19 protein-coding genes are annotated in these 18,453 nt (G+C 68.0%); 10 read left to right on the forward strand and 9 right to left on the reverse strand.

Going from position 1 to position 18,453, the window contains the following annotated elements; genetic code table 11:
- Positions 1-24: 24 nt before the first annotated feature.
- From RMO01_RS06600 to RMO01_RS06625, 6 genes are read left to right on the forward strand one after another with little or no spacing between them, the layout of a single operon-like run.
- Positions 25-1,032 carry a cysteine synthase A gene (locus RMO01_RS06600; protein ID WP_309628249.1) on the forward strand — a complete coding sequence of 336 codons (1,008 nt, stop codon included), beginning with the start codon at positions 25-27 and terminating at the stop codon, positions 1,030-1,032.
- Positions 1,029-1,973 (forward strand): transcriptional regulator GcvA, encoded by a 945-nt coding sequence (gcvA, locus tag RMO01_RS06605; RefSeq protein ID WP_309628250.1) that lies wholly within the window; start codon positions 1,029-1,031, stop codon positions 1,971-1,973. Before RMO01_RS06600 ends, gcvA begins: the two co-directional genes overlap by 4 nt.
- Before the next feature lie 9 nt (positions 1,974-1,982).
- Positions 1,983-3,212, forward strand: a complete 1,230-nt coding sequence (locus RMO01_RS06610) for an FAD-dependent oxidoreductase (RefSeq protein WP_309628251.1) — start codon at positions 1,983-1,985, stop codon at positions 3,210-3,212.
- A 41-nt stretch (positions 3,213-3,253) separates the two neighbouring features.
- Positions 3,254-3,529 (forward strand): DUF4160 domain-containing protein, encoded by a 276-nt coding sequence (locus tag RMO01_RS06615; protein ID WP_309628252.1) that lies wholly within the window; start codon positions 3,254-3,256, stop codon positions 3,527-3,529.
- The gene (locus tag RMO01_RS06620) at positions 3,526-3,804 is read left to right on the forward strand and encodes a DUF2442 domain-containing protein (RefSeq protein ID WP_309628253.1); all 279 of its coding nucleotides are present in this window, start codon (positions 3,526-3,528) and stop codon (positions 3,802-3,804) included. The genes RMO01_RS06615 and RMO01_RS06620 overlap by 4 nt, the downstream gene beginning before the upstream one ends.
- Complete coding sequence (locus RMO01_RS06625) at positions 3,804-4,106, forward strand: hypothetical protein (protein WP_309628254.1); 303 nt, start codon at positions 3,804-3,806, stop codon at positions 4,104-4,106. The genes RMO01_RS06620 and RMO01_RS06625 overlap by 1 nt, the downstream gene beginning before the upstream one ends.
- On the opposite strand, the gene RMO01_RS06630 is transcribed toward RMO01_RS06625, so the two are convergent.
- The 8 genes from RMO01_RS06630 to RMO01_RS06665 form a co-directional block, all read right to left on the reverse strand.
- Complete coding sequence (locus RMO01_RS06630; protein WP_309628255.1) at positions 4,103-5,521, reverse strand: NAD(P)(+) transhydrogenase (Re/Si-specific) subunit beta; 1,419 nt, start codon at positions 5,519-5,521, stop codon at positions 4,103-4,105. The two genes, RMO01_RS06625 and RMO01_RS06630, sit on opposite strands and share 4 nt — an antisense overlap.
- 37 nt (positions 5,522-5,558) lie before the next feature.
- On the reverse strand, positions 5,559-5,942 hold the full coding sequence (locus RMO01_RS06635; protein WP_309628256.1) for a hypothetical protein: 384 nt from the start codon (positions 5,940-5,942) through the stop codon (positions 5,559-5,561).
- Entirely contained in the window at positions 5,942-6,250 is a 309-nt protein-coding gene (locus RMO01_RS06640) for a hypothetical protein (RefSeq protein WP_309628257.1), read from the reverse strand. Before RMO01_RS06640 ends, RMO01_RS06635 begins: the two co-directional genes overlap by 1 nt.
- Positions 6,250-6,594: an NAD(P) transhydrogenase subunit alpha gene (locus tag RMO01_RS06645; RefSeq protein WP_309628258.1), complete on the reverse strand. Its 345-nt coding sequence runs from the start codon at positions 6,592-6,594 to the stop codon at positions 6,250-6,252. Before RMO01_RS06645 ends, RMO01_RS06640 begins: the two co-directional genes overlap by 1 nt.
- Positions 6,595-6,596: 2 nt before the next feature.
- Entirely contained in the window at positions 6,597-6,803 is a 207-nt protein-coding gene (locus RMO01_RS06650; RefSeq protein ID WP_309628259.1) for a hypothetical protein, read from the reverse strand.
- 41 nt (positions 6,804-6,844) lie between these two features.
- Positions 6,845-7,978 (reverse strand): Re/Si-specific NAD(P)(+) transhydrogenase subunit alpha, encoded by a 1,134-nt coding sequence (locus RMO01_RS06655; RefSeq protein WP_309628260.1) that lies wholly within the window; start codon positions 7,976-7,978, stop codon positions 6,845-6,847.
- Between the two features lie 176 nt (positions 7,979-8,154).
- Positions 8,155-8,418 (reverse strand): aa3-type cytochrome c oxidase subunit IV, encoded by a 264-nt coding sequence (locus RMO01_RS06660; protein ID WP_309628261.1) that lies wholly within the window; start codon positions 8,416-8,418, stop codon positions 8,155-8,157.
- A 202-nt stretch (positions 8,419-8,620) separates the two neighbouring features.
- On the reverse strand, positions 8,621-10,432 hold the full coding sequence (locus RMO01_RS06665) for a M3 family oligoendopeptidase (RefSeq protein ID WP_309628262.1): 1,812 nt from the start codon (positions 10,430-10,432) through the stop codon (positions 8,621-8,623).
- Positions 10,433-10,536: 104 nt separating this feature from the next.
- Between RMO01_RS06665 and RMO01_RS06670 the strand changes: the two genes are divergently transcribed.
- The 4 genes from RMO01_RS06670 to RMO01_RS06685 all read left to right on the forward strand — a co-directional run bounded on the left by RMO01_RS06670 (position 10,537) and on the right by RMO01_RS06685 (position 17,319).
- Positions 10,537-11,010, forward strand: coding sequence for a DUF1203 domain-containing protein (locus RMO01_RS06670; RefSeq protein ID WP_309628263.1), 474 nt, complete (start codon positions 10,537-10,539; stop codon positions 11,008-11,010).
- A gap of 53 nt (positions 11,011-11,063) precedes the next feature.
- A complete protein-coding gene (locus RMO01_RS06675; RefSeq protein WP_309628264.1) occupies positions 11,064-12,854 on the forward strand; it encodes a DUF4153 domain-containing protein in 1,791 nt (596 codons plus the stop codon).
- A gap of 124 nt (positions 12,855-12,978) precedes the next feature.
- Complete coding sequence (locus RMO01_RS06680) at positions 12,979-14,427, forward strand: sigma-54 dependent transcriptional regulator (RefSeq protein WP_309628265.1); 1,449 nt, start codon at positions 12,979-12,981, stop codon at positions 14,425-14,427.
- Between the two features lie 168 nt (positions 14,428-14,595).
- Positions 14,596-17,319 carry a TonB-dependent receptor gene (locus RMO01_RS06685; RefSeq protein ID WP_309628266.1) on the forward strand — a complete coding sequence of 908 codons (2,724 nt, stop codon included), beginning with the start codon at positions 14,596-14,598 and terminating at the stop codon, positions 17,317-17,319.
- A gap of 253 nt (positions 17,320-17,572) precedes the next feature.
- Here RMO01_RS06685 and RMO01_RS06690 read toward each other — a convergent pair whose 3' ends face one another.
- Positions 17,573-18,112 (reverse strand): hypothetical protein, encoded by a 540-nt coding sequence (locus tag RMO01_RS06690; RefSeq protein ID WP_309628267.1) that lies wholly within the window; start codon positions 18,110-18,112, stop codon positions 17,573-17,575.
- Between the last annotated feature and the right edge of the window lie 341 nt (positions 18,113-18,453).

Consider the following 18,453-nt stretch of genomic DNA (forward strand, 5'->3'; position numbering starts at 1 on the left):
CAGTCTTTCTGGAGGCGCCTCCCCGTGCCGATCGCATCCGATGTCCTGTGCCTGATCGGCTCTACGCCGATGATCCGCCTGCGCGCCGCGTCGGAGGCGACCGGCTGCGAGATCCTCGGCAAGGCAGAGTTTCTCAATCCGGGCGGGTCGGTGAAGGACCGCACCGCGCGGGGCCTGATCCTCGACGCGAAAGCCTCGGGCGCCCTGCGACCCGGCGGCACGATCGTGGAGGGGACGGCCGGCAACACCGGCATCGGCCTGGCCCTCGTCGGCGCGGCGCTCGGTCATCCCGTCGTCATCGTCATGCCGCGCAGTCAGACCGAGGAGAAGAAGCTGGCCGTTCGCCTGCACGGCGCCCGCCTGGTCGAGGTCGATCCGGCTCCCTTCTCCAGCCCCAACCATTTCGTCCATTTCTCGCGCCGCCTCGCCGCAGAGCTGAACGACAGCGAACCGAACGGGGCCTTCTACGCCGACCAGTTCGACAACACCGCCAACCGTCGCGCCCATTTCGAGACCACGGGCCCGGAGATCTGGGACCAGACAGACGGCCGCATCGACGGCTTCGTCTGCGCCGCCGGCACCGGGGGCACCCTGGCCGGCACGTCCGCCTTCCTGCGCTCGAAGAGCCCCGCCGTCCGCATCGCCCTCGCCGACCCGCCCGGCGCCGCCCTGCATGCCTGGTTCACCGAAGGCGAGCTGAAGGCCGAGGGCTCGTCGGTGACCGAGGGCATCGGCGTCAATCGCATCACCGGCAACCTGGAAGGCGTCTCGGTCGATCATTCGTTCCGCATCGAGGACTCCGAGGCCCTGTCGATCATCTTCGAACTGGCCAAGCACGAGGGCCTGACCCTCGGCCCATCCAGCGGCGTGAACATCGCCGGCGCCATCCGCCTGGCCCGTGAACTGGGTCCGGGCCACACGATCGCGACCATCCTGTGCGATCCCGGCCAGCGCTACGCCGGCAAGATCTACAATCCCGCCTTCCTGCGTTCGAAGGGCTTCGAGGTTCCGGCTTGGCTGGAGGGGGTATGAGCGAGGCCGAAGACAACGGACGCCGCCTCCCGCCCCTGAATTCGCTGAAGGCCTTCGAGGCCGCAGGACGTCGCCTCAGCATCTCGCTCGCGGCCCGCGAGCTCGGTGTCACGCCGGGCGCCGTCAGCCAGCAGATCAAGGTGCTGGAGGATCACGCCGGCGGTCCCCTGTTCCGCCGCGACGGCGGGGCGGTGGCCCTGACCGAGCTCGGGGCCCGGCTCCAGCCCGTGCTGCGCGACGCCTTCGAACAGCTGAAGCGCGCCGCCGACATCGTCTACGGCCCGGTCGGCAGACGGTCGCTGGCCGTCAGCGTGCCGCCCTCCTTCGCTGCCCGCTGGCTGGCGCCCCGGATGGTCCGTTTCTCAGCCGCCCATCCGGAGATCGAGGTCTGGATCTCCGCCGACATGAAGCTGGCTGACGTCGCCGGCGGCCGGGTCGATGTGGCCGTCCGCTACGGCGTCGGCGGCTATCCCGGCGTACGCTCGGAACTCCTGTTCGAGGCCGGGGTCGTCCCCGTCTGCAGCCCTGCCCTGCTGACCGGACGCTCGCCGCTGCAGAAACCCGCCGACCTCGCCCGCCACACCCTGATCCATGTCGGCGACGGCCATGTCGAGGAGCCCCGTCCCGACTGGGCCGCGTGGCTGAAAGCCCGCAACATCACCGGCGTCGACGCCTCGGCGGGCTCCCGCTACGACCAGACCGCCTTCGCCATCGAGGACGCCGCCAACGGCCGGGGCGTCGCCCTGGCCCCCCGCGCCTTCGTCGCCGCCGACCTGGCCTCGGGGCGTCTGGTCACCCCCTTCGCCGACGGCTACCTGCCGACCGACATGGCCTATCACGTGCTGACCCGCCGCAACGGCGGCCGCGAAGAGGCCCGCACCTTCGTCGCCTGGCTGAAACGCGAGACCGAGGCTGACGACGGCACGGTCGATGAGCTGTAAGGGACCCGCATGACTGTTCCGGATCGAGGCGTCGTCATCGTCGGCGCGGGCCACGCAGGCGGCACGGCCGCCGCCCTGCTGCGCCAGTATGGCTATGACAAACCCATCGTCCTGATCGGCGAGGAGCCGCTGATCCCCTATCAGCGCCCGCCCCTGTCCAAGGCCTGGTTGAAGGGCGAGGCGGACGGCGACAGTCTGGCCCTGCGTCCGCTGGAATTCTACGCCGAACAGGACATCGATCTGCGGCTGGGCGTCGAGGTCACCGGCATCGACCGGTCGGCCCGGTCCGTCAGCCTCTCGGACGGCTCGACCCTGGCTTACGACCATCTGATCCTGGCGACCGGGGCCCGGGCCCGCCTGCTCGACGTCCCGGGCGCGGACCTCGTGGGGGTCCACGTCCTGCGCACCGCCGCCGACGCCGAGGCGATCAAGGCGGAGCTCGGCCAGGGCCGCACCCTGGCCGTGGTCGGCGGCGGCTATGTCGGGCTGGAGGTCGCCGCCTCCGCCCGCGCCCTGGGCGCGGAGGTCGTGGTGCTGGAGCGCGAGCCGCGCCTTCTGGCCCGCGTCGCCTGCGATGTCCTGTCGACCTTCTTCCAGACCTATCATCAGGATCGCGGCGTCCGCTTCGAACTGGCCGCCGAGGTCACGGGCTTCGTCGGCGACGGCCCCAGCGTCGCGGGCGTGACCTTGGCCGACGGCCGCACCGTGCCTTGCGACAGCGCCGTCGTCGGCGTCGGCGCCATCCCCAACGACGCACTGGCGGTCGCGGCCGGGCTGGAGGTCGAGGGCGGCATCCTGGTCGATCTGGAGGCCCGCACCTCCGACCCCGCCATCTTCGCCATCGGCGACGCCACCCGCCGCCCCATGCCGATCTACGGCCGGCTGTTCCGCATGGAGAGCGTCCCCAACGCCCTGGAACAGGCCAAACAGGCCGCCGCCGCGATCACCGGCCGCCCCGCCCCCGCCGGCGAAACGCCCTGGCAGTGGTCGGACCAGTACGACCTGAAACTCCAGATCGCCGGCTACCCCTTCGACAGCGACCGCATCGTCGTCCGCGGCGACCCCGCCACCGCCAGCTTCGCCGTCTTCCACCTGTCCGGCGACAAGCTCCAGGCCGTCGAGGCCATCAACGCCCCGCCCGAGTTCATGATGGGCAAGAAGCTGATCGGCGAGCGGCGGGCGGTGGACGTAGCGAAGCTGGCGGACAGGGCGGTGTCGATGAAGGAGGTGGGGGTCTAGCCGCCTTTTGCGACACAACTTATCCGTGTTATGTGGACCGCATGCCCACCATCTCATGGTTTTACGGGATCGCGATCCGTATGTACGTCAGCGATCACCCGCCGCCGCACTTCCACGCCTACTACGAGTCAAGCGTTGCCCTCGTCTTGATCGAAACAGGCGAGATCACGGTGGGTCGATTGCCACCCCGGATCGCGCGATTGGTCGAAGAATGGAGACTGAAGTATACTGCCGAACTGAGGGGCGTCTGGGCCGTCGCTGAACGCGGCGAAACCAATTCCCTGGGTCGTATTCCGGGTCTGGGTGAAAAGAAATGAGAGAAGTCGTTCACGTCCGCCGATACCGCATCACCGGCCCATATCGGCTTTGGCTCCAGTTCACCGACGGCCTCGCGGGCGAGTGGGACTTCTCGCATCTCGCGACGAGCGACAAGCCGGTCACCCTGCCCTTCCACGACCCTGCCTTCTTCAACGAGGTCTTCCTCGACTTCGGCGCCCTGACCTGGCCCAACGGCTATGACTGGAGCCCGGAGGCGCTGCATGCCGACATGCAGGCGGCGGGTGTGCTGAAATTTGAGAGCGCGGCTGCCTGATGCTTGACCTTCGGATCGAACACGACGGTAACGGCGCGCCATACATCGAGTGGGAACAGCGTCCGGGCGGGATTAAGCGGGCATGGGTTCAACGCAAGGACCCGATGTCCGACAAGAATTGGGCGGAAGTAGAGGACGGCAGGTATCTGAACGTCGTCCCGTGCACCGATTGGGGGCGCACCGGTGGCAACGCCACCGACTTTCCAATCTTCTCCGCCATGCCTGACGAGCAGATTTTACTGGCGTTCGTGATGGCGGTGTCGGCGATTACGGGTTGTCCGGTCACCGGACGCCCCGCCTAAAGCCCCTTCACAATCCCCTCGACCATCTTCTTTGCGTCGGCGAACAGCATCATCGTGTTGTCGCGGAAGAACAGCTCGTTCTCGACACCCGCATAGCCCGCCGCCATGCCGCGCTTGATGAACAGGACGGTGCCGGCCTTCTCCACGTCCAGGATCGGCATGCCGTAGATGGCGGAGGTCGGATCGGTCTTGGCCGCCGGGTTGGTCACGTCGTTGGCGCCGATGACGAAGGCGACGTCGGCGGAGGCGAACTCGGCGTTGATGTCCTCCAACTCGAACACCTCGTCATAGGGAACGTTGGCCTCGGCCAGCAGGACGTTCATGTGACCCGGCATCCGGCCCGCGACGGGGTGGATGGCGTATTTCACCTCGACGCCTTCTTCCTTCAGCTTGTCGGCCATCTCGCGCAGCGCGTGCTGGGCCTGGGCCACGGCCATGCCGTAGCCGGGGACGATGATGACCTTGGAGGCGTTCTTGAGGATGAAGGCGGCGTCGTCGGCCGAGCCCTGTTTGACCGGCCGGGTCTCGACCCGCGCCTCGCCCGCCGGCCCGGCGTCGCCGCCGAACCCGCCCAGGATGACCGAGATGAAGCTGCGGTTCATGCCCTTGCACATGATGTAGCTGAGGATCGCGCCCGACGAGCCCACGAGGGCGCCGGTGATGATCAGGGCGATGTTCTCCAGCGTGAAACCGAGCGCCGCCGCCGCCCAGCCGGAATAGGAGTTCAGCATCGACACCACGACGGGCATATCCGCCCCGCCAATAGGGATGATCAGGGTCGCCCCCAGGATCAAGGCGATGGCGAACACGCCCCAGAAGGCCCAGACCGCCGTGCCGCCCGTACCGATCAGGATGCCGATCAGGAAGACCAGCCCCAGGGCCAGGCCGATGTTGATCAGGTGCCGCGCCGGCAGGATGATCGGCGCGCCGCTCATGTTGCCGTTCAGCTTGGCGAAGGCGATGACCGAGCCGGTGAAGGTGATCGCCCCGATGGCGACGCCCAGGCTCAGTTCGATGATCGAGATGGTCTTGATGCCCACGCCATCGGCGTTGAGGATGCCGAAGGCCTCGGGCGCATAGATGGCTCCGATGGCGACCAGACAGGCGGCCATGCCGACGAGGCTGTGGAAGGCCGCAACGAGCTGGGGCATGTCGGTCATGGCGACGCGTTTGGCGATCAGCGCCCCGCCGCCGCCGCCCACGATCACGCCGCCGGCCAGAAGGGCCAGGGTCACCGGATCGAGCGCACCCGAGGTCCCCAGGGTCAACAGGGTGATCCCGACCGCCAGCGCCATGCCGATCATGCCGAAGGTATTGCCCTGACGGCTGGTCTCCGGGCTCGACAGGCCGCGCAGCGACAGGATGAACAGGACGCCCGACGCCAGATAGGCCAGCGCCGCGATGGATGCGTTCATGTCGTTTCCCCCGAAATCGTATTCGTCAGTCGTGTCATCACAGGAACCCCACCGCCGCCGGCCGGGTCCTATCGTTGGTCGCGTCGGACTGGACCTCGCCGTCCTTGACCATGGCGATCGCGACCGGTCCCGGTCCGCCGGTCTTGGTCACGGCGCAGCGCCCGTCCTGATGCGGCAGCCGGCCCCGGGCCGCGCCCGTCCCGGTCGTGGCGATCTTGTTTGTCCAGTGGCGCCGGTCCCACTGGCTGGCCTCATAGGTCACCGGTGCGAACCGGCAGACCAAGGACCAGCTCGCCCCCTGCGGGGCCGCGACCGACCAGGGCAGGCCTCCCTCGACATTGCGGCCGACATGGATCTGGGCCGACGCGACGGGCGCAACCGCCATGGCGGCGATGATCAGAAGCCCGGCGAACCCGCGCATCACAGAGGCTCCGTCCCGGCGGCGCTGGCCGTGCGGGCGAGTCGCCACAGGGCGGCGGCGATGAACAGGGGGCCGAGGAAGACCATGGCCCAGTCCACGGCCATCATCGGCCGGTCCTGCACCACGATCCGCGCCAGAATGCCCGAGAACAACAGCACCACGCCGCAGTCGCGCAGGCGCAGTTTCTGGATCGGATTCTTCTCGCCGACCCAGCTCCAGACCCACATCCCCAGACCGATGCCCGTGGCGATCCACGAGCCGGTCCAGGCGATGCTGTCGGGTGCGAGGTTCAGGTCGGCGAATGACATCAGGCCTTGGCCGCCTCGGCGGGCTTCGCGGGCCGTTCCTTCTTCTTGTACATGGCCAGCATCCGTCGGGTGACCATGAAGCCGCCGAAGATGTTGACGCTGGCCAGGGTCACGGCCGCGACGCCGGCGCCCTTGGCGATCCAGGCGTTCGGCCCGGTCGCCTCGCCGGACACAGCAGCCGCCGCGATCAGACCGCCGACGACGATGACGCTGGAGATGGCGTTGGTCACGGCCATCAGGGGCGTGTGCAGCGCCGGCGTCACCGACCAGACGACATAGTAGCCGACGAAGATCGCCAGTACGAAGATGGCCAGGCGAAAGACAGTGGGATCGACGTGTTCCATGGTCAGGCTTTCTGTTCCAGCCGCTGATCAATGCGACAAAGGACTATCAGTCCGCCACCCACGGCCATGTCGAAAAAGGCTTGCGGGAGGCTGGTAGCGAAGGATTTCAGCAAGGCCGTGCGAGCCATCTGACTTTCGAGGTCGATCTGCAGCGTTGAAGCCTCCCAAATCGCCAACAGGAACTGCCATGGGATGCTCGCCACAAGCATGACGAAGCCTAAGGCCGTAAGGATGCGTCTCAGCGAAGGCCTCACCCCCGCACCCCTTCGTGCACCACGGCCCCGCCGTTGGTGACCACCGACGCCTTGAGGATCTCGTCCTCCAGATCGACCGTCAGCGCGCCATCCTTGATCAGCAGCCCGGCGAAGGCAACGAGGTTCTTGGCGTAGAGGCTCGACGCATCCGACGGGATCCGTCCCGGCAGGTTGGTATAGCCGACGATGCTCACGCCGCTCGCCGTCGTCACGACCTCGCCGGGCTTCGATCCCGCGACATTGCCGCCCGCCTCGACCGCAAGATCGATCAGCACACTGCCCGGCTTCATCAAGGCGACTTGCTCCGCGCTGACCAGCACCGGCGCGGCGCGACCGGGGATCAGGGCGGTAGTGATGACGATGTCCTGCTTCTTGATGTGTTCGCCGGTCAGGGCCGCCTGTTTGGCCTGATACTCGGGCGACATGGCCTTGGCGTAGCCGCCGGCCGTCTGGGCGTTCCTGAACTCCTCGTCCTCGACGGCGAGGAACTTTGCTCCGAGAGATTCGACCTGTTCCTTGGTCGCCGGCCGCACGTCGGTGGCCGTGACGACCGCGCCCAGACGCCGCGCCGTGGCGATGGCCTGCAGGCCCGCGACGCCGACGCCCATGATGAAGACCTTGGCCGGGGCGACTGTGCCCGCCGCCGTCATCATCATCGGGAAGCCTTTCCCGTAAGCATAGGCCCCCTCGATCACGGCCCGGTATCCGGCCAGGTTGGCCTGGGACGACAGGGCGTCCATGACCTGGGCCCGGGTGATCCGGGGCACGAACTCCATCGCGAAGGCGGTGACATTGGCGCCGGCCATGGCCGCGACCGTGTCCTTCTCGCGATACGCATCCAGCAGGGCGACCACGATCGCGCCCGGCTTCATCGCCGACACTTCCTGCGCCGTCGGCCCGCGGACCTTCAGCACCAGATCGGCACCCTCCAGCACCGCGCGGGTGTCCGGCTTCACCGAGGCGCCCGCCTCGACATAGTCGGTGTCAGGGATGGACGAGCCCAGTCCGGTCCCGGCCTCGACCGTCACGGTCGCCCCCATGCCGACGAATTTCTTCACGGTCTCCGGGGTGACGGCGCAGCGGGTCTCACCCTCACGGCGTTCCCGGGTCACGGCGATGGCGACGGCCAAGCGAATCTCCCCATCCAGCTCTGGATCGGAGAACGTTAGGCGCTGGGAGACTGTGGCGTCAAAGGTGCAAACGACCGTTTCGCCATCAAATACGGCGACATCCGCGCAATATCTCGCCTTTCATATCCCAATGCGCGCAAGCAGCGACCGCAGAGGGGTGAGCGAGAGCGGCCTGTTTAGTGGTTTTTGCCGCTCTTCAGGAAGGCGAACCCGGCGACAGCCAGAACGCCGCCGCCGATGGCGCCGGCGACGAAGCTTCCGCCCGGCTGGAACCACAGCGTCAGGAACAGCAGCAGGGCGGCGATGACCAGCGAGCCCCACTTGGCCAGGTTCATGAACAGGCTGTAGGTCGCCGACTGTTCCTCGACCGTCATCGTGCCGTGGACGTAGGCGTCCGCGTCGTGATCAGCGTGTTCGGTCGGGGAGTTATGGTCGGCCATGAGTCTGCGTCCGTCGGAGAGGCGTTTGGGCGGTCTTATAGCGATGCGGGGGTAAGGCTCAAGGTGCTGGAACAAATCCTCCCCCGATGGGGGAGGGGGACCGCGAAGCGGTGGAGGGGGCCAGATCCACACACCGCGTGCGCGATGAGCCCCCACCGTCTCTTCGCTGCGCTTCGAGCCCCCTCCCCCGACGGGGGAGGATTTATCCCAGCGCCTCGAACTGATCGATCAGTCGTTCCAGCCGTTTCGTTCCGATGGTCCAGAAGGCCGGATCGCGGGGGTTGAGGCCGAACGGCTCCAGCGCCTCGACGTAGGTCTTGGTCCCGCCCGCCGCGAGCAGGGCGCGATACAGGGGCGCGAAGCCGTCCGGATCGGCCCGCCGCGTCTCCATCAGCGCCGCCACCAGCAGGTCGCCGAATGAATAGGCATAGACGTAGAAGGGCGAGTGGACGAAGTGGCTGACATAGCTCCACCAGGCCTCGTAGCCGGGGTTCAGGGTCACCGCCGGCCCCAACGACGCCCCCATCTCCTCGACGAACAGTTCGCCCAGCCGGTCGGCCGACACCTCGCCCCTGACCCGTTCGTCATGGAACCGCGTCTCGAAACGGTGGAAGGCGATCTGGCGGACAACGGTGTTCAGTCCGTCCTCGATCCGCCCGGCCAGCAGGCCGCGCTGTTCGGCCCTGGGCGCCGTCGCCAGCAGTCGGTCGAAGGTCAGCCCCTCGGCGAATATCGACGCCGTCTCGGCGAGCGTCAGAGGCGTATCGGCCAGCAGCGTGCCCTTCTCGGCCGCCAGGGTCTGGTGCACCCCGTGCCCCAGTTCGTGGGCCAGGGTCAGGACATCGCGCCGTTCGCCCATCCAGTTCAGGAAGACATAGGGGTGACGATCCGCCGTCACCGGATGGGCATAGGCGCCCGACTGCTTCCCGGCCCGCGCCCGGCCGTCGATCCACGGCCTGTCGAAGAACCGCCCGGCGCGTTCGGCGAACTCGCCGCCCAGATCGCCGAAGCTTTCCAGCACCAGCTCACGCCCCTGGTTCCAGTCGAACCCGCGCGGCGCCGTCGTCTCCAGCGGCGCGTTGCGGTCCCACTGGTCCAGCTTCGCCTTGCCGAGGGCTTTTGCCTTCAGCGCATAGTAGCGGTGCGACAGTTTCGGATAGGCTGCGGCGACCGCATCGGCCATCGCGTCCACGGACTCGCCGTCGACCTCATTGGCCAGGTGGCGGCTGTCGGCCGGACGTTTGAACCCGCGCCAGCGATCCTCCATCGCCTTGTCGGCCGCGACCGTGTTCAGCACCAGGGCCAGGGTCGAGGTCCGCGCCGCCAGCGCCGTGTTGAGTCCCTCGGCCGCCGAACGCCGCCTCGCTTCCCTGGGGTCGGACAGCTGGTTCAGCGCCTCGGCCAGGGTCAGGCTCTCCTTGCCGCTCTCGACCCGCAACGCCGCCAGGGTCTCGTCGAACAGACGGGGCCACTGGGCCGCGATCGGCATCCGTTCGGCGATGAAGGTCTCCAGCTCGCCCGACAGCTCGTGCGGCTTCATCGCCCGCACCCGCCGCAGCCAGGGCTTCCACTTCGCAGCGCCCGCATCGGCCGCCAGCGCGGCCTCGATCTCGGCCTCTTCCAGCTGGTTGATCTCCAGCGTCAGCCAGACGGTCGGGGTGGCGATGGCCGTGATCTTCTCGCGCAGATCGGCCTCAAACCCCTGCGCCCCCGCATCGGCCCGGTTGGTCGAGGCGGCCAGGAAGGCGTAGGCCCCGAGCGCGCCGAGTTTCTCCGACGCCTGCTCATACAGGGTGATGGCCCGGTCCAGCGTGGCACCGAGCGCCTTCGCGTCGGCCCGCTCGGCGACGAACCGGCCCTGCAAGCCGTTCAGCTCGGCGACCGCCGTCCGCGCAGCCTCCAGGTCGGAAGCGATCCGCGCGTCCTCACGCGACGCATAGAGATCGGACAGGTCCCACAGGGGCGGTTCGGCCGGATCAACGGGGTGGGGCGGGGCTTTGAAGGGCGCGTTCATGCCTCCCGTTGTGGGGTGGCCGGGGCCGTGGCGCAACGGCCGAAACCCGCCAGACGCGCCGCGCGGTTCGTCGCATCTCTCCCTGCCAACACGGAGAGACACCCATGACCTACCGCATCGAAGCCCTGCCGCTGGAACCCTTCACCGGCTATTTCACCATGACCGACGCCGAACTGGCCGCGATCGGCGCCCGCCGCTGGGTCGCCGACGCGCCGGGCCGCGCCCCCTGCCGCGTCAGCCTGCGGGACGCCGATGCCGGCGAGGCCCTTGTCCTCGTCAACCACGCCCACCTGACCGATCCCGCCTCCCCCTATCGCGCCTCGGGCCCGATATTCGTGCGCGAGGCCGCCGTCAGGGCCGGGCCTCTCGCCGAGGCGCCCGAGATGCTGCGCAAACGGCCCCTGTCCCTGCGGGTCTACGACCGGCGAAACATGATGATCGAGGGACAGGTCATCGATGGCTCAGAGCTCGACGACCGGCTGGCGCACTGGTTCGAGAACCCGGCGGTCGAACAGGCCCACATCCATTTCGCGCCGCGCGGCTGCTACCTCGCCCGCGCCGTTCGTCAGGAAACATAGCTTCCCGGACGCCGCGCCCCGGTTCATTGTCACGCTTCGGGGAGACAAGCGCCATGACCACGACCACCGATTCCGCCGGCCGCAGCGACCTGGGCCAGAACGACCGCACCGTCGGTCTGGTCCGGCTGGTGATCGGCCTGGCCCAGGGGATCGCCCTCTATCTGCTGGTCCGCGCCTCCGAGGGCGAGGGCGTGACCTGGTCCTCGCGCTTCCCTGAGACCTTCGGCCCCCTGGTTCTGGTCGCACTCTTCCTGCCGCCGCCCCTGCTGGCCGGGGTCGGGCGTCTGCGCTGGCCGACCCTGGCGATCTGGGGCGCCGTCGCGGCGGCGGCCCTGGCCTTCCTCGCCTGGCACGACGTGGCGCGTCAGGCCGGCGACGCCGGCCGCCAGATGACCTTCCCCCTGTTCGCCTTCTCGGCGGCGGCCCTGTTCATCGCCCACCATTTGATCGTCCCGGCCGATCGCGAGCGGAAGCTGATCGCCTCCTTCCCCGCCTATTTCGACGCCGCCTGGATGGCGGGAGTGCAACTGGTCCTGTCGATCGCCTTCGCGGGCGCCTTCTGGCTCCTGCTGTTCCTCGGCGCCGCCTTGTTCAACATCATCGGCCTCAGCTTCCTCGGCGACCTGATCGAGGAGGGCTGGTTCTCCCTGCCCCTGACAGGCCTCGCCTTCGCCACGGCCGTCCATCTGACCGACGTCCGCGACGGCCTTATCCGGGGCATCCGCACCGTCGCCCTGATGCTGCTGTCCTGGCTGCTGCTGGTCCTGACCGTCCTCGTCGGAGGCTTCCTCGCCGCCCTGCCCTTCACCGGTCTCGAAGGCCTGTGGGAGACCGGCAGCGCCACCGCCCTGGTCCTGTCGGCGGCGGGCGGTCTGATCATCCTCATCAACGCAGCGTATCAGGACGGGCGCGCCGACAATCTGCCCCCGGCCGTGCTCAGGGTCGCCGTCCGCGTCGCCTCGGTCCTGCTGACACCCCTGGTGCTGATCGCCTTCTGGGGTCTGAGCCTGCGCATCGGCCAGCACGGCCTGACGCCGGACCGGATCATCGCCGTGGCCTGCGCCCTCGTCGGTCTGGCCTATGCGATCGGCTATGGCCTGGGCGCGATCATCCCTCTCATCCGCAAGGGTTCGCCCTGGATGAAGGCGCTGGAGATGACCAATATCGTCACCGCCGTCCTCGTGGTCGCCGTCATCCTCGCCCTGTTCACGCCGCTGGCCGATCCTGCGCGCCTGTCGGTGGCGGATCAGGTCGCCCGTCTGGAGAGCGGCAAGGTGGCGCCGGACAAGTTCGACTACGCCTTCCTCCAGAACAGCAGCGGCAAGAGCGGACGCGCCGCTCTCGCCAGTCTCGCCGCCTCGGATGACGCCGACGTCGCCGCCCGCGCCAGGGAAGCCCAGGCCGGCATCTTCACCGCCGACACCCCGGCCGACGAGGAATTCAAACCGACGATCGCCACGCTCCCCGGCGCCCCCGCCCTGCCCGAAGTCTTCTTCCAGCCGGTCGCCGATGACGATGCCCGCCGCGAGTGCCTCGCCGAGGGTGACTGTCTGGCGACCGTCGGCGAGGCGATCGGCTTCGATGCGAACACCGTCCTTCTGGTCCAGTCCTACCGCGTGACCATCTATGGCGAAGACGCCGAGTTCGGGACCTACATCCCGCTCGGGACCTACGTCCCGGTCCGGTGCGGCGACGAGACCGCAGCCCCGGACGCTCGCGACCTGCTGCGTCAGGGCAAGCTCAAGGCCGGCTACGCCGACAATCTGCCCGACCTCGACACCGGCGGGCAGCGTCAGTCGCCGCTGTCGCCCGCCGCGCCTTTCGCCTGTCCGCCCGCCCGTTAACCCTGCGCACACCACGCCCTCTCACCCGATCTTCACCGCATCGGGCCTAAAACCGTCCCGAAACGAGCCAGTCCCGCCTCCACAAGGACCGGCCGATCCGTGATGACAGAGGGTGTCCGCAACCATGGCCAAGACCGTTCTGGTGGTCGATGACGATCCGACCCAGCGCCGCCTCGTCCAGGCGGTTCTGGATCGCGAGGGCTATATCGTCGTCCACGCCGAGTCCGGCGGCGAGGCCATCGACCGCCTGACCAAGGGCGGCGGCGCCGACGTGGTCCTGCTCGACCTCGTCATGCCCGGCATGAGCGGGATGGAGGCCCTGGCCGAGATCCGCACCGCCGGCGTCACCACCCCCGTCATCGTCCTGACCGCCAACGGCGGCATCGAGACCGTGGTCAAGGCCATGCAGGCCGGGGCCCAGGACTTCTTCATCAAGCCCGCCAGCCCGGAGCGCATTCTGGTCGGCATTCGCAATGCGCTCCAGCTGACCCAGCTGACCGCCGAGGTCGGCCGTCTGAAGAAGCACGTCGCCGGCCGCGTCACCTTCGCCGACCTGGTCGGCGACAGCCGTCCGATGCAGATGGTCAAACAGCTCGGCGCCCGCGCGGCGAAGTCGTCAATCCCGGTCCTGATCACCGGTGAGAGCGGCGTCGGCAAGGAGGTCATCGCCCGCGCCCTGCACGGCGCTTCCGACCGCGTCGGCAAGCCGTTCGTCGCCGTCAACTGCGGCGCCCTGCCCGCCAACCTGGTCGAGTCGATCCTGTTCGGTCACGAGAAGGGGAGCTTCACCGGCGCCTCCGACAAACACCTCGGCAAGTTCATGGAGGCCAACGGCGGCACGCTTTTCCTCGACGAGATCGGCGAGCTGCCGCTGGACATGCAGGTCAAGCTGCTGCGCGCCCTCCAGGAAGGCGAGATCGACCCCGTGGGCTCGAAGCGCGCGGTCAAGGTCGACGTCCGCATCGTCTCGGCGACCAACCGCGACCTGTCGAGCGCCGTCGCCGAGGGCCGGTTCCGCGAGGACCTCTTCTATCGCCTCAACGTCTTCCCGATCGAGGCCCCGTCCCTGCGCGAACGCCGCGAGGACGTCCCGGCCCTGATCGACCACTTCATCGGTCGCTTCAACGTCGAGGAGGGCAAGCGGATCGCCGGCGCCTCGCCCGAGACCCTGGCACTGCTGACCGCCTTCGACTGGCCCGGCAATGTGCGCCAGCTGGAGAACACCATCTATCGCGCCATCGTTCTGGCCGACGCCCCCTTCCTCCAGCCGCACGACTTCCCGGCCATCTCGGGCGTCGCCATGCCGCTGGAGAGCGAGCCGTCGCATCCCTCGGCCGCGGTGATGAACTACGCCGACCTGCCGCCCCTGCCCGACCAGCCGATCAAGATCCTCGACGAGCGCGGCCATCTGCGCACGCTCGAGGACATCGAACGCGACCTGATCCAGCACGCGATCGAGGTCTACGCCGGCCACATGTCCGAGATCGCCCGCCGCCTCGGCATCGGCCGCTCGACCCTGTACCGCAAGGTCCGCGAACAGGGTCTGGAAGGCATTCTCAAAGAAGCAGGGTGACCTTACGGCCACACCTTTCCGTCTCGACGCAAGGTTGAAACAAAGCGCCACAATGGCGCCGCGACGGATCGTGATGAGTGCGACGTATAACAAGGCCGTCGGATCGTTCGCGTCATTGCGCGTGTGGGTACCGGCGGGCGTCTCCCCACGCCTCGTTCGGAATGTTGCATGACCATCGCCGCCGCCTTGCTCTACGCCCTCGCCTCGGGCGCCCTCCAGACTGCGCCGGTGGTCCAGACGACGGTTCCCGCCGCCCCGGCGACGCCTGCGGGCGCAGCCGAGGCCACGCAGGATGACGATCAGGACCTCCCCACCGGCGCCCCCGCCGGAGACGAGGACATCGTCGAGGACGTCGTGGTCGACGGAACTCGCCTGCGCGGCGCCGTCCAGGGCGACATTCCGCCCGACCTCAGCCTCGACGCCGACCAGCTGCGCGCCTACGGGGCCTCCAACATCGCCGAACTGCTGACGGCGCTGGAGCCCCTGACCCGCAGCTCGCGCAGCTCCTCAGGCCCCGTCATCCTCCTGAATGGTCGCCGCACCTCGGGCTTCCAGGAAATCCGCAACATCCCGTTCGAGGCCATCGAGCGTACCGACATCCTGCCCGAACAGGTCGCCCTGACCTACGGCTACACGGCCGACCAGCGGGTCGTGAACATCGTCCTGAAGGCCCAGTTCCGCCAGGCGACGGCCGAGATTTCCAACCGCGCCCCGACCCAGGGCGGCCGCAACTCCACCGAGGTCGAGACCGGCTATTTCAGCATCGTCGACGGCACCCGTATCAACGTCAGCCTCGAGCATCAGCACGACACCGCCCTGTTCGAGTCAGAGCGCGACATCACCCGCGATCCGGGCTCCCAGCCCTTCGACCTGATCGGCAACGTCGCCGGCATCCCCTACGGGACCCAGATCGACCCCGCACTGGCCGCTGTGGTCGCCGCCAACCCCGGCGTGGCCAATCCTACGCTGGCCCAGTTCGCCGCCGGGGCCAACGCCCCGCGCACCGGAAACCTCAGCGACTACCGCACCCTGCTGCCGCGCGGCGATACGACAACGCTGAACGCCTCCATCGCGCGCGACCTGAACTCGACGACCAAGGGCACGGTCAGCCTGAATCTGATCGAGGGCTCCAGCTTCTCCATGGGCGGCCTGCCCGGCGTGACCCTGATCGCACCGGCCGGCCGCAATGGTTCGCCCTTCAGCCGCGACGTCGCCGTCTACCGATTCCTCGACGACGCCGGCGCTCTGACCCGCGACACCGACACCTCGACCGCAAACCTCGGCATGCTGCTGGACGGCTTCATCGGCGACGACTGGCGGTGGACCCTGTCGGGCGCCTACGACCGGGTCGAGACCGACACGACGACCGGTCGCGGCTACAGCGCCCTGGCGGCCCAGGCGGCCGTCACCGCCGGGACCCTGAACCCCTTCGGCGCCCTGTCGCCCTCCAGCTTCACCCGACAGGTCGACACCGCGAACTCGGTCGCCAGCGGCGGCCTGCTGGAAGCGGTCTTCATGGGCGACCTCTTCCAGGCGCCCGCCGGCGGTCTGAACTCGACCTTCAAGGTCGGGGTCGACACCCGCGACCTGAGCTCGCAGAGCACCCTGTCGGGCGTCTTCTCGGAGCGCGCCATCGGCCGGGACCGCGTCTATGGCACGGCGAACTTCTCCCTGCCGATCGCCAGCCGCCGCCAGGAGGTGCTGAGCCGTTTCGGCGACCTCTCGGTCAGCGCCAACGCCGGCTATGACGAGGCCTCCGACATCGGCGGCCTGGTGACCTTGGGCGCCGCGGCCAACTGGTCGCCGATCGAACCCCTGTCCTTCAGCGTCAGTTACAAGGACGAGGAGGGCGCTCCGACGATCCAGCAGCTCAACGACCCGACCATCTCGACGCCCAACGCCTCGGTCTTCGATTTCCGCACCGGCCGGACGGTCCAGATCACCCGCGTCAGCGGCGGCAACCCGAACCTGAACCCCGAGGACCGTCAGGTCCTGGCGCTCGGCTTCAACTTCCGTCCATGGTCGGAACGCGACTTCTCGCTCAGCTCCAACTACACGCGCACGATCGTAAACGACGCAATCATCGCCTTCCCGACCATCACCGCCGACCTTGAGGCCGCCCTGCCGGGACGATTCACCCGCGACGCGGCCGGCAACCTGACCGCCCTGGACGCCCGGCCGCTGAACTTCGCGCGCACCGAGCGGGCGGAACTGCGCACCGGCTTCAACTTCTCGCGCGCCTTCGGCACGCCCACCCCGGCTGCGGCGATGGCCGGCGGGCGAGGCGGCCTGCCGGGCGGCGGCATGATGATGATGGGCGGCGGCCGTCCCGGCGGCGGCGGCGGCCAGCAGATCCGCATGGGCGGAGGCCCCGGCGGCGGCGGACGGGGCGGCGGCATGCAGCCGGGCCAGGGCCGTTTCAACCTGTCAGTCTATCACACGGTCCGGTTCACCGACACGGTCAGCATCCGCGACAGCCTGCCTGAGCTCGACCTGCTGGACGGGGACGCCACGGGCGCCCGCGGCGGCACGCCACGCAACGAGATCCAGGTCCAGGGCGGCGTCTTCCGCAATGGCTTCGGCTCGTTCCTGAACGCCAACTGGCGTGAGTCGACCCGCGTCGACGGCGGCGCGGGCGGCTCGGACCTGGCGTTCAGCGACCAGACAACTGTCAACCTGAACGTCTTCGCCGACCTGACCCAGCGGACCGCCTGGGTCGAGAAATTCCCGATCCTGAAAGGTACGCGCCTGAACTTCGGCATCCAGAACCTGTTCGACACCCGCACCGAGGTGACGTCCTCCACCGGCACGGTCCCGCTGAACTACCAGCCCGACTTCCTTGATCCCCAGGGCCGCGTCTTCTCGATCAGCCTGAGGAAGATCCTGTTCTAGAGCCCATCGGCTGAGGTGGAATCGCTTCGATATTCCGCTGAGGCCGTGAATCAGGCTCCAGATCTCAGTGAATCATGCTCCAGGCCTGCGGGCTTCCTGCACTCCGGCCAAGGTCGGGGTGCACCGTTTCGATTGGCGCCGCAAACCGTGTGCGTCGGAGCGGACGCTCCAGTCCTCTAGCCGCATCATCGAAAACGGTCAGGCTTGGCGACCGGCCCGGTGGGACGGACCTTCCTGCGCCAGAATAGCCAGGCTAGATCGTACCCCGGTGAACCATGTCGAGCCCGACAACCGCCGCAGCGACGAGGCTGGACACCATGTAAGCCAGAACGTTGACCCTCCACGACAAACGTAGATGCCGGCTCGCGACGATAGTGGGTATCAACAGAACAAGGATGACTACGCCCGGCAACACCCACGGCCCCAAGCCCAGCATGTCACTGATCCGCGCCTCGTCATTCAGGTTGAAAATGCTGACTCCCGCTGCCACCGCCCGCATGAACAATGCGAAATACAGAGCCGCATATGCGATCAGGCTTTGCCGGCGCATAACCCATGCAAAGGCAACCAGCGCGATGAGAACGGTCACGGCGGGACCCGCTGCAGACATCAGGATGTGGTCGGTCACGGTCATCGGCGAGCCGGGGATGACGCTGTTGATGCCGTAGGACACCCGGTAGCCGAGCGCGGCCCCAACGAGCCAGTGCGCCGCCTCGTGGATCAAATAGGTGGCCACCGCAACGACCGCGAACAAACCGTAGAAAGTCGCTCCAACACGCCTGTTGTTTTGCATTATTTCTTCTCCCTCAGCGCCGCCTATGGCCGAGCGCCGGGCGCGATGTCGAGTTACGGTTCAGTCATCCGGCGAGCGTGCAAGATTGACCATCTCGCCGGACCTCGAAACCAGCCGTAGCCAACCGCGCTGGATTGCGGGCGATAGGAATTCATTCGCAGAATGTCCTTACGGCCGGTAGACCCGCTAGCCATCCGGTCCCCGGGGCTTTGACGATCAGCCGACGAGAGTGGGCAAACGCCCGGCTCCCTTTCGAGCGGACGAAACAGCTATCGCGTCAGAACTCTGAATCGAAACGAACTCTCTCGTTTCGTCCGTGTCGTCACCCTGTTTTTGGTCCG

Source organism: Brevundimonas sp. (assembly GCF_031412435.1).
GTDB lineage: Bacteria > Pseudomonadota > Alphaproteobacteria > Caulobacterales > Caulobacteraceae > Brevundimonas.

Coding starts and splice junctions, on each gene's coding strand:
- RMO01_RS06620 (WP_309628253.1), top strand. CDS start 3,526: ATGAGAGAAGTCGTTCACGTCCGCCGATACCGCATCACCGGCCCATAT.
- RMO01_RS06640 (WP_309628257.1), bottom strand. CDS start 6,250: ATGTCATTCGCCGACCTGAACCTCGCACCCGACAGCATCGCCTGGACC.
- RMO01_RS06685 (WP_309628266.1), top strand. CDS start 14,596: ATGACCATCGCCGCCGCCTTGCTCTACGCCCTCGCCTCGGGCGCCCTC.
- RMO01_RS06665 (WP_309628262.1), bottom strand. CDS start 10,432: ATGAACGCGCCCTTCAAAGCCCCGCCCCACCCCGTTGATCCGGCCGAA.
- RMO01_RS06615 (WP_309628252.1), top strand. CDS start 3,254: ATGCCCACCATCTCATGGTTTTACGGGATCGCGATCCGTATGTACGTC.
- RMO01_RS06650 (WP_309628259.1), bottom strand. CDS start 6,803: ATGCTTGTGGCGAGCATCCCATGGCAGTTCCTGTTGGCGATTTGGGAG.
- RMO01_RS06670 (WP_309628263.1), top strand. CDS start 10,537: ATGACCTACCGCATCGAAGCCCTGCCGCTGGAACCCTTCACCGGCTAT.
- RMO01_RS06630 (WP_309628255.1), bottom strand. CDS start 5,521: ATGAACGCATCCATCGCGGCGCTGGCCTATCTGGCGTCGGGCGTCCTG.
- RMO01_RS06675 (WP_309628264.1), top strand. CDS start 11,064: ATGACCACGACCACCGATTCCGCCGGCCGCAGCGACCTGGGCCAGAAC.
- gcvA (WP_309628250.1), top strand. CDS start 1,029: ATGAGCGAGGCCGAAGACAACGGACGCCGCCTCCCGCCCCTGAATTCG.
- RMO01_RS06680 (WP_309628265.1), top strand. CDS start 12,979: ATGGCCAAGACCGTTCTGGTGGTCGATGACGATCCGACCCAGCGCCGC.
- RMO01_RS06635 (WP_309628256.1), bottom strand. CDS start 5,942: ATGCGCGGGTTCGCCGGGCTTCTGATCATCGCCGCCATGGCGGTTGCG.
- RMO01_RS06645 (WP_309628258.1), bottom strand. CDS start 6,594: ATGGAACACGTCGATCCCACTGTCTTTCGCCTGGCCATCTTCGTACTG.
- RMO01_RS06690 (WP_309628267.1), bottom strand. CDS start 18,112: ATGCAAAACAACAGGCGTGTTGGAGCGACTTTCTACGGTTTGTTCGCG.
- RMO01_RS06660 (WP_309628261.1), bottom strand. CDS start 8,418: ATGGCCGACCATAACTCCCCGACCGAACACGCTGATCACGACGCGGAC.
- RMO01_RS06625 (WP_309628254.1), top strand. CDS start 3,804: ATGCTTGACCTTCGGATCGAACACGACGGTAACGGCGCGCCATACATC.
- RMO01_RS06610 (WP_309628251.1), top strand. CDS start 1,983: ATGACTGTTCCGGATCGAGGCGTCGTCATCGTCGGCGCGGGCCACGCA.